General features: G+C 72.9%; 8 protein-coding genes. All 8 read right to left on the bottom strand.

Annotation, left to right across the window (positions count from 1 at the left end; translation table 11 throughout):
* Nucleotides 1-1,423: NADH-quinone oxidoreductase subunit NuoH (nuoH, locus tag FHL80_RS24165; RefSeq protein WP_138735878.1), on the bottom strand; the 1,423-nt coding region annotated here is incomplete at its 3' end.
* Nucleotides 1,420-3,852 (bottom strand): NADH-quinone oxidoreductase subunit G, encoded by a 2,433-nt coding sequence (locus tag FHL80_RS24160; RefSeq protein WP_138735877.1) that lies wholly within the window; start codon nt 3,850-3,852, stop codon nt 1,420-1,422. The genes nuoH and FHL80_RS24160, both read right to left, overlap by 4 nt.
* A gap of 47 nt (nt 3,853-3,899) precedes the next feature.
* Complete coding sequence (nuoF, locus tag FHL80_RS24155; RefSeq protein ID WP_138735876.1) at nt 3,900-5,228, bottom strand: NADH-quinone oxidoreductase subunit NuoF; 1,329 nt, start codon at nt 5,226-5,228, stop codon at nt 3,900-3,902.
* 5 nt (nt 5,229-5,233) lie between these two features.
* Nucleotides 5,234-6,250: an NADH-quinone oxidoreductase subunit NuoE gene (nuoE, locus tag FHL80_RS24150; RefSeq protein WP_138735875.1), complete on the bottom strand. Its 1,017-nt coding sequence runs from the start codon at nt 6,248-6,250 to the stop codon at nt 5,234-5,236.
* Nucleotides 6,250-7,572, bottom strand: coding sequence for an NADH-quinone oxidoreductase subunit D (locus FHL80_RS24145; RefSeq protein WP_138735874.1), 1,323 nt, complete (start codon nt 7,570-7,572; stop codon nt 6,250-6,252). The genes nuoE and FHL80_RS24145 overlap by 1 nt, the downstream gene beginning before the upstream one ends.
* A gap of 13 nt (nt 7,573-7,585) precedes the next feature.
* Nucleotides 7,586-8,275 (bottom strand): NADH-quinone oxidoreductase subunit C, encoded by a 690-nt coding sequence (locus FHL80_RS24140; protein ID WP_138735873.1) that lies wholly within the window; start codon nt 8,273-8,275, stop codon nt 7,586-7,588.
* A complete protein-coding gene (locus FHL80_RS24135) occupies nt 8,272-8,946 on the bottom strand; it encodes a NuoB/complex I 20 kDa subunit family protein (RefSeq protein ID WP_138735872.1) in 675 nt (224 codons plus the stop codon). The genes FHL80_RS24140 and FHL80_RS24135 overlap by 4 nt, the downstream gene beginning before the upstream one ends.
* A gap of 9 nt (nt 8,947-8,955) precedes the next feature.
* A complete protein-coding gene (locus FHL80_RS24130; RefSeq protein ID WP_138735871.1) occupies nt 8,956-9,318 on the bottom strand; it encodes an NADH-quinone oxidoreductase subunit A in 363 nt (120 codons plus the stop codon).
* Nucleotides 9,319-9,624 lie beyond the last annotated feature (306 nt).

Here is a 9,624-nt window from a genome sequence, read left to right as displayed (position 1 = left end):
GGTCGGTGGGGGCGGAGCTCCGCCGTCCGGTGCCCACGACCGCGCCGGCGGCGACGGTCTCCCGGCTGCGCAGCCGGGGGGACGGCGGGACGCGCAGGTCCAGCGGTGGCACCGGGAAGCCGCCCGCTGCTCGGTCGCCGCGGCGGCTGGCCGGCAGCACCTCCGGCTCGGTCGGGTTCAGCGACCCGGCGGCGGCGGCGCGCGCGGCGACCCGGGTGTCCCGGTTGGCCACCCGCGAGGCGATGAGCAGGCCGGCGAGGACGACGAGCGCGATCGGCACGCCGACGAAGACGGCGACCTCACCGCCGTCGAGGTCGGCCTCGCGGGAGACCGTGCGCATGGTGGCGACCACCAGGATCCAGACCAGGGCCGTGGGCACCAGGACCTTCCACCCGAAGCGCATGAACTGGTCGTAGCGCAGCCGCGGCAGCGTGCCGCGCAGCCAGATGAAGACGAACAGCGCGACGACGACCTTGGCGAAGAACCACAGCAGCGGCCACCAGCCGGTGTTGGCGCCGTCCCAGATCGAGATCGGCCAGGGCGCCCGCCAGCCGCCGAGGAACAGCGTCGCGGCCAGCGCCGAGACGGTGACCATGTTGACGTACTCGGCGAGGAAGAACAGCGCGAACTTGAGCGAGGAGTACTCGGTGTGGAACCCGCCGACGAGCTCGCTCTCGGCCTCGGGCAGGTCGAAGGGCGCCCGGTTGGTCTCCCCCACCACGGCGATGACGTAGATGACGAAGGAGACCGGCAGCAGGACCGCGAACCAGCTCGGCCCGGTGACGCCGAACCCGAAGAACGACAGCGACGTGCCGTCGGCCTGCGCGGCGACGATCTCCGAGGTGGACATCGACCCGGCGTAGAGGAACACCGCCACGATCGACAGGCCCATCGCGATCTCGTAGCTGACCATCTGGGCGGCGCTGCGCAGGCCGCCGAGCAGCGGGTAGGTCGACCCGGACGCCCAGCCCGCCAGCACGATGCCGTAGACGCCCATCGCCGAGCAGGCCAGCACGACGAGGACGCCGATCGGGGCATCGGTGAGCTGCAGCGGCGTGCGCTGCCCGAAGATGCTCACGGTCGGGCCCAGCGGGATGACCGAGAACGCGAGGAACGCCGGGATCGTGGAGATGACCGGGGCCAGGAAGTACACCGGCCGGTCGGCCAGCGCCGGCATGATGTCCTCCTTGAACGCCAGCTTGAGGCCGTCGGCGAGGCTCTGCAGGTAGCCGCGGGGGCCCACCCGGTTCGGCCCGATCCGCTGCTGCATGCGGGCGACGACCTTGCGCTCGAACACGATCGCGAACAGCGTCATCGCGACCAGCACCCCGAAGATGCCGACGATCTTGATGAGCACGATCCACCAGACGTCGTGCCCGAAGTCCTCCAGCGTGGGCTGGTCGCGGGCGGCGAGCGGGATCACGCGGCACCTCCTGCCGGGACGGTCAGCGTGACCACGGAGCCGGGTCCGGCACCGAGACCGGCCCGGACGTCGCTGCCCGGTGAGCGCATCGGGAGCCAGACGACCTGGTCGGGCATGTCGACCAGCCGGGTGGGCAGGGTGACCGACCCGGCCGGCCCCGTCACGGTGAGCAGGTCACCGTCGGCCAGACCCAGCCTGCGGGCGGCGTCCTTGCCCAGCCTGGCCATCGGCGGGCGTGCGGTGCCCGCCAGAGCCGGCTCCTCGCGCTGCAGGGTGCCGACGTCCAGCAGCTGCCGCCAGGAGGCGAGCACGGCCTGCTCGCCGGTGAGCTGCGGAGCGGGCGCGGGCGCCACGTCCAGGCCACCGGGGAGGGCCGCTCGCGGGGCGCCACCCAGGGCCATCAGCTCGGCGCGCGCGGCGGTGACCGTGGACAACCCCAGGTCGACGCCCATGTGCTCGGCGATGCCGTGCAGCACCCGGCCGTCGCTCAGCTGACCGGTGCCGTGCAGCGTCGCGTCGAAGGCGCGGACCCGGCCCTCCCAGTCCAGGTAGGCGCCGGCCTTCTCCGGTGCGGCGGCGACCGGCAGGACGACGTCGGCGTGCGCGGTGACCGCGGAGGGGAACAGCTCCAGGCTCACCACGAACCCGGCTGCCGCGAGCGCCGCCTCGGCCAGCGCGGGGTCGGGCAGGTCTGCGGGGTCGACGCCGCCGACCAGCAGCCCGCCGAGTGCTCCGTCCCGGGCGGCGGCGAGGATGCCGGTCGTATCCCGGCCCGGCGTCCCGGGGAGGTCGACGCCCCAGCGCTGCGCGACGGCGGCGCGGTCGGCGGGGTCGGCGACGGTGCGTCCACCGGGCAGCAGGCCGGGCAGGGCACCGACCTCCACCGCGCCGCGCTCACCGGCCCGCCGGGGCACCCAGCCGACCCGCGCACCGGTCTCGGCGGCGAGCGCCGCGACGGCGGAGAACCCGCCGGGCACCTCGGCCAGCCGCTCACCGACCAGGACGACCGCGCCCCGGTGGAACAGCGCGACCGCGGCGTCGGCGAGCAGCCCCTCGACCGGGTTGGCCGCCAGCGCCCGCAGCACCTGGGCCTCCTGTCCCGGCGCGGTCGCCAGGACGGTCGCCTGCAGCTTCTCCGCCGCGCGGGTGATGAAGGGGGCGATGTCGAACACCTGCGTGCCCGCCGTCCGGACGGCCCGGCGCAGCCGCAGAAAGACGATCGGCGACTCCTCCTCCGGCTCGAAGCCGACCAGGAGCACCGCGGGCGCGGCGGCCAGCTCCTCGTAGGTCACCGCGCCGGCACCGGGGGCGGTGCCGGCGACGTGCGCGGCGAGGAAGGCGACCTCCTCGGCCGAGTGCGCGCGGGCGCGGGCGTCGACGTCGTCGGTGCCCAGCACGACCCGGGCGAACTTGGCGTAGGTGTACGCGTCCTCGACGGTGAGCCGCCCGCCGGGCAGCACGCCCACCCCACCGGCGCGGCGCGCCGCGGCGAGCCCCTCAGCGGCTGCGGCCCAGGCCTCCGGCCAGGAGGCGGGCTGCAGCACGCCGTCGGCCCCGCGCACCAGCGGCGTGGTCAGCCGGTCGTTGCTCATGGCGTACCGGAAGGCGTAGCGGCCCTTGTCGCAGTTCCACTCCTGGTTGACCTCGGGGTCCTCCCCGGCCAGCCGCCGGGTGACGACCCCGCGGCGGTAGTCGGTGCGCTGCGCGCAGCCGCTGGCGCAGTGCTCGCAGGCACTGGGCTCGCTGCGGAGGTCGAAGGGGCGTGCGCGGAACCGGTAGGTGGCACTGGTCAGCGCACCGACCGGGCAGATCTGGGTGGTGTTGCCGGAGAAGTAGGACTCGAACGGCTCGTCCTCGTAGACGGCCACCTGCTCCAGCGCGCCCCGCTCGAAGAGCTCGATGAACGGGTCGCCGGCCACCTGCTGGCTGAACCGGGTGCACCGGGCGCACAGCACGCAGCGCTCCCGGTCCAGCAGCACCTGGGAACTGATCGGCAGCGGCTTGGGGTAGGTGCGCTTGGTCTCGACGAAGCGGCTGTCGGTGCGGCCGTTGCTCATCGCCTGGTTCTGCAGCGGGCACTCTCCGCCCTTGTCGCACACCGGGCAGTCGAGCGGGTGGTTCACCAGGAGGAGCTCCATGGTGCCCTGCTGGGCCTTGTCGGCGACCGGGCTGGTCAGCTGCGTGTGCACCACCATGTCCGGGGTCACCGGGGTGGTGCACGAGGCCACCGGCTTGCGCTGGCCCTCGACGTCGACCAGGCACTGGCGGCAGGCGCCGATCGGGTCGAGCAGCGGGTGGTCGCAGAACCGCGGGATCTGCACGCCGATCTGCTCGGCCGCCCGGATGATCAGCGTGCCCTTGGGCACGGCGACCGGGAAGCCGTCGATGGTGCAGTGGACGGCGTCCGGTGGTGTGTGCGGGCCCGGCATGCCAGGAGGCAGGGCAGGGGCCGGCTCGGGAACGGCGGGAGTCAGGGTCACGACGCGGCTCCGACGGGCTCGAGTCGGAGGGAACGGCCCAGCCGGGCCTGCTCCTCCGGGGGCAGGAGGGCGACGTAGTCGTCCTTGAAGTACTTCAGCGAGCTGGCGATGCAGCTGGTGGCGCCGTCACCGAGGGCGCAGAACGAGCGGCCCAGGATGTTGTCGCAGGTGTCGGTGAGCAGGTCCAGGTCGCTGGCCCGCCCCGAGCCGTGCACCAGCCGCTCGAGGATCTGGACCAGCCAGTACGTGCCCTCACGGCAGGGGGTGCACTTGCCGCAGCTCTCGTGGGCGTAGAACTCGGTGAACCGCAGGGTCGCCTCGACGATCGAGTCGGTCTCGTCGAAGACCATCAGCGCGGTGGTGCCCAGCATGGAGCCGGCCGCGGCCACCGAGTCGAAGTCCAGCGGGACGTCGAGGTGCTCGGCGGTGAAGTACGGCGTCGAGGAGCCTCCCGGCGTCCAGAACTTCAGCTCGTGACCGGGGCGGACGCCCCCGGCCATCTCGAGCAGTTCACGCATCGTCGTGCCCATCGGGGCCTCGTACTGGCCGGGGCGGACGACCCGCCCCGACAGCGAGTAGATCTTCGGCCCGGGCGACTTCTCCGGGCCCATCGTCTTGAACCAGTCGGCACCGCCGCGGACGATGTACGGCACGCTGGCCAGCGTCTCCACGTTGTTGATCACCGTGGGGCCGCCGTACAGACCGGCGACGGCCGGGAACGGCGGCTTGAGCCGCGGCTGGCCGCGGTAGCCCTCGAGGGAGTCCAGCAGCGCGGTCTCCTCGCCGCAGATGTAGGCGCCGGCGCCGGCGTGCACCACGAGCTCCAGGTCGTAGCCCGAGCCGAGGACGTCGGTGCCCAGGTAGCCGGCCGCATAGGCCTCCTGCACGGCGGCCATCACCCGGCGGTGGGCGTGCACCGCCTCGCCGCGCACGTAGATGACGGCGAAGTGCGACCGCACCGCGTAGGCGGTGATGATCACACCCTCCAGGAGGGAGTGCGGGTCGGCCATCATCAACGGCACGTCCTTGCAGGTGCCCGGCTCGCCCTCGTCGGCGTTGACGACCAGGTACTTGGGCATGGCCGCCGGGCCGGTCGGGGTCTCCCCCGGCTTGGGCTGCGGGATGAAGCTCCACTTCATGCCGGTCGGGAAGCCGGCCCCGCCCCGGCCGCGCAGCCCGGAGTCCTTGACCAGGCCGACGACCTCGTCGGGCGTCATCTGCAGGGCCGAGCGCAGCGCCCGGTAGCCGTCGAGGCGCTCGTAGGTCTCCAGCGTCCAGGAGCGGTCGGCGTCGAAGCGTGCGGTGAGCACAGGGGTGAGCGGCACGGCGGTCAGACCTCTCGCTCGACAGAGCTGTTCGTCCCGGCTCCCGGGCCGGTGGGTGGGGTGTCGGTGCCCTCGGCACCGCGTTCTGCCGGCTGACGGCCGGCGGGCTCCGGGGCGTCGGTGTGCACCTGCCGGGCACCGGACTCCTCGGCCGGGTTGGTGGCCGCGGCGACGGTGGCGTCGCCGGCCCGCTGGGTGCCGGTGCTGCCCGGGGTGGGCGCCTCCGGCGCCGGGGTGCCGACCTCGGCCTCCGCGGCGGCCGCCTCGTCGATCGGGGGCGCCTGCTCCCCGCGCTCGGCGGCGAGCCGGACGCCGATCAGCGTCGGTATGCCGGCCGACGGGCCGTCGACCGCGGCCCGGTGCTCGGCGGCGTCCCGGTGCTGGGAGAAGCCGGCGAGCTGACGGGAGATGCCGCGGAAGTCGGTGAGCGGCGCGCCGCGGGTCGGCAGCGGCTTCTCCCCGCGACGGAGGGCGGCGACCAGCGCCATCGCCGAGTCGACGTCCTGCTGGTCGTAGAACTCGTAGTCGACGGTGACGACCGGCGCGTAGTCGCAGGCGGCCAGGCACTCGGCGTGCTCGAGGGTGATGGAGCCGTCGGCGGCGGTCTGGTCGTGGCCGACGCCCAGGTCGGCGGAGACCGCGTCGTAGATGCGCTGGCCGCCGAGGACGGCGCACAGCGTGTTCGTGCAGACGCTGACCAGGTGGCGGCCGGTCGGGTGCCGCTTGTACATCGTGTAGAAGGTCGCCACCGCACCGACCTCGGCCTTGGTCAGGCCGAGCAGACGGGCGCAGAAGCCCACGCCCTCGGGCGAGACGTAGCCCTGCACCGACTGGACGAGGTGCAGCATCGGCAGCAGCGCGGACCGGGCCTGCGGGTATCGGGCCATGATCTCGGCGGCCTCGGCCTCGTGCTGCGCGGTCAGCGGTGGCAGGTCGGCGAGCACCTGCGGGCGGGCCTCCACCGGGCTGTCGTCCAGTCCGGTGGTCGCCGCACCCTCGTAGGAACCAGGAAGAGCACTCATCAGCGGTCGACGCCCCCCATGACCGGGTCGATCGAGGCGATCGCGGCGATGACGTCGGCGATCATGCCGCCCTCGCTCATCGCGGCGGTGGCCTGCAGGTTGGTGAAGCTGGGGTCGCGCACGTGGACGCGGAACGGCCGGGTGCCCCCGTCGCTGACCACGTGGTAGCCGAGCTCGCCGCGCGGCGACTCGATCGCGCTGTACACCTGGCCGGCCGGGACGCGGAAGCCCTCGGTGACCAGCTTGAAGTGGTGGATGAGCGACTCCATGGACTGGCCCATGATCTGCCGGACGTGGTCGAGGGACTGGCCCATGCCGTCGGCGCCCAGGGACAGCTGCGCCGGCCAGGCGATCTTCTTGTCCTCGACCATGACCGGGCCCGGCTCCAGCCGGTCCAGCGCCTGCTCGACGATCTTGAGCGACTCGCCCATCTCCGCGACCCGCACCAGGTAGCGGCCCCACGCATCGGCGGTGTCGGCGGTCGGCACCTCGAAGTCGTAGGTCTCGTAGCCGCAGTAGGGCTCCACCTTGCGCAGGTCCCACGGCAGGCCGGCCGACCGCAGGATGGGGCCGGTGACGCCGAGGGCCAGGCAGCCGGTGACGTCGAGGTAGCCGACGTCCTTGAGCCGGCGCTGCCAGATCGGCTGGCCGGTGAGCAGCCGGTGCATCGCGGCGATGCGCTCGGGCATGACGGCGAGGAACTCGCGGATGTGCTGCTCGGCGCCCTCGGGCAGGTCCTGCGCCAGGCCGCCGGGGCGGACGTAGGCGTGGTTCATCCGCAGGCCGGTGATCTCCTCGAGCAGGTCGAGGACCAGCTCCCGCTCGCGGAAGCCGTTGGTCATCCCGGTGAGGGCGCCCATCTCCATGCCGAAGGTGGCCAGCCCGACCAGGTGCGAGGCGATCCGGTTGAGCTCCATGACCAGCACCCGGATGGTCTGCGCCCGCGGCGGCGCCTCGACGCCGAGCAGCTTCTCCACCGCCAGGCAGTAGGCCGTCTCGTTGAACAGCGGCGCGAGGTAGTCCATCCGCGTGACCAGGGTCGTGCCCTGGGTCCAGTTGCGGTACTCCGTCGTCTTCTCGATGCCGGTGTGCAGGTACCCGATGACGACGCGGGCCTTGGTCACCGTCTCGCCCTCGAGGTCGAGCACCAGGCGCAGCACCCCGTGGGTGGAGGGGTGCTGCGGGCCCATGTTGACGACGAGCCGCTCCTCCTCGTGCGGGTCGGCGCCGAAGGTCTGGTCCCAGTCGCCACCGGTGACCGTGTAGACGCGCCCCTCGGTGGTCTCGCGCGAACCGGCGTAGGGGTCGTACGTGGTGCTCATCGGGTGCCCCTGCTCATCGGTAGCTCCGCCGCTCGTCGGGGGGCGGGATCTGCGCGCCGTGGTACTCCACCGGCACCCCGCCCAGCGGGTAGTCCTTGCGCTGGGGGAAGCCCTCCCAGTCGTCGGGCATGAGGATCCGGGTCAGCGCCGGGTGGCCGTCGAAGACGACGCCGAACATGTCCCAGGTCTCGCGCTCGTGCCAGTCCGCGGTCGGGTAGACCCGGGTGACCGAGGGGACGTGCGGGTCCTCCGCGGTGAGCGCGACCTCGAGCCGGATCCGGCGGCGGTAGGTCATCGAGGTCAGGTGGTAGACGACGTGCAGCCGCGGCCGGTCCGGCGTCGCGACCGGTCCGCCGCTGTCCTCGTAGTCCACGCCGGAGATGCTGCTGCACAGCTCGAAGCGGAGGGCGTCGTCGTCGCGGAGCGCCTGGACCAGGGTGAGCAGGTGCTCGCGGACGACGAACCAGGTGATCTCGCCGCGGTCGACCAGCACCCGCAGGACGGCGGCGTCGTAGGTGGCCCGGCCGACGGCGTCGATCAGGGCGTCGGCGACCTCGTCGAACCAGCCGCCGTAGGGCCGCTCGGTGGAGTGCAGCGCGACCGCACCGCCGGGCTCGACCCGGACCAGGCCACCGAAGCCCGAGGTGTCACCGCTGCCGGCGACGCCGAAGGCGCCCCGCCGGAACCCGCCCGACTCCGTCATCGCGGCGCCCCGGGCTCGGCCAGGACGACGGCGTTGCCTCCGCGCTGCTCGATCGCGAACTGGCCGGTCCGGCCGGCGGCGGCCGCCTGCTCGTAGGCCCGGCGCGCGTCCTTGTCCGCGCGGACGCTGGAGGGCATCTCGATGTGCAGGTCGGGGGCGGTGCCGTCGGCGCGGGCGGCCGCCTGCTGGGCGGCGCGCTTGGCGCCGAGGGGCTCGTGCTGGATCTTGTGGTGCAGCTTGAGGATGGCGTCGGTGAGCATCTCCGGCCGCGGCGGGCAGCCGGGGAGGTACATGTCCACCGGGACGATGTGGTCGACGCCCTGGACGATCGCGTAGTTGTTGAACATCCCGCCGGAGCTGGCGCACACGCCCATGGCGAGCACCCAGCGCGGCTCGGGCATCTGGTCGTAGATCTGGCGCAGGACCGGGGCCATCTTCTGGCTGACCCGGCCGGCGACGATCATCAGGTCGGCCTGGCGCGGCGAGGCGCGGAACACCTCCATGCCGAAGCGGGCGAGGTCGTAGCGGCCGGCACCGGACGCCATCATCTCGATCGCGCAGCAGGCCAGGCCGAACGTGGCCGGCCACAGCGAGGACTTGCGGGTCCAGTTGACCAGCTTCTCCACGCTGGTCAGCAGCACACCGCTGGGCAGCTTCTCCTCGAGACCCATGTCAGGCCCTCACTCCCACTCGAGCCCGCCACGCCGCCACACGTAGGCGTAGGCGATGAAGACGGTGATGATGAAGACGGCCATCTCGGCCAGGCCGAAGACGCCGAGCGAGTCGTTGGCGACCGCCCACGGGTAGAGGAAGACGATCTCGATGTCGAAGACGATGAACAACATCGCGGTCAGGTAGTACTTGACCGGGAAGCGACCGCCGGTGAGCGGCTGGTCGACCGGCTCGATCCCGCACTCGTAGGCCTCGAGCTTGGCCCGGTTGTAGCGGCGGGGGCCGATGAACGGGGCCGCGGTCACCGAGAACAGCGCGAAGGCCGCGGCGAGCGCGAACAGCCCGACGAGGGGCACGTAGTTCGACAGCATCAGCGGCAGCCCACCTGACCGGAGCCGGGGACCGGACCAGCCGGCCACCCGCCCCTGACGGGTACGCACCTCGTCGCGCAGACCACGGGAACGACCTCCACCTCACCCGGGAAGCCCCGGCGTGTCGCTTGTGAACTACTTCACAAAGTCCAGCGGTGGAAGCCTATGCCTGCGTGGTGTCAGAAAGCCAGGACCCCCGGTGATCGAGTTCGCACCGGGGGTCCCGACGCGCTGTTCGTGCTGGTCAGGTGAGCGGACCCGGGGACGGCGCGGGCGGCGGTGCCGTGGGGTCGGTCGGGGTGGGCT

The sequence above is a fragment of the Modestobacter excelsi genome, assembly GCF_005930495.1.
Lineage (GTDB): Bacteria > Actinomycetota > Actinomycetes > Mycobacteriales > Geodermatophilaceae > Modestobacter > Modestobacter excelsi.
This window is presented reverse-complemented; position numbering and strand designations above follow the sequence as displayed.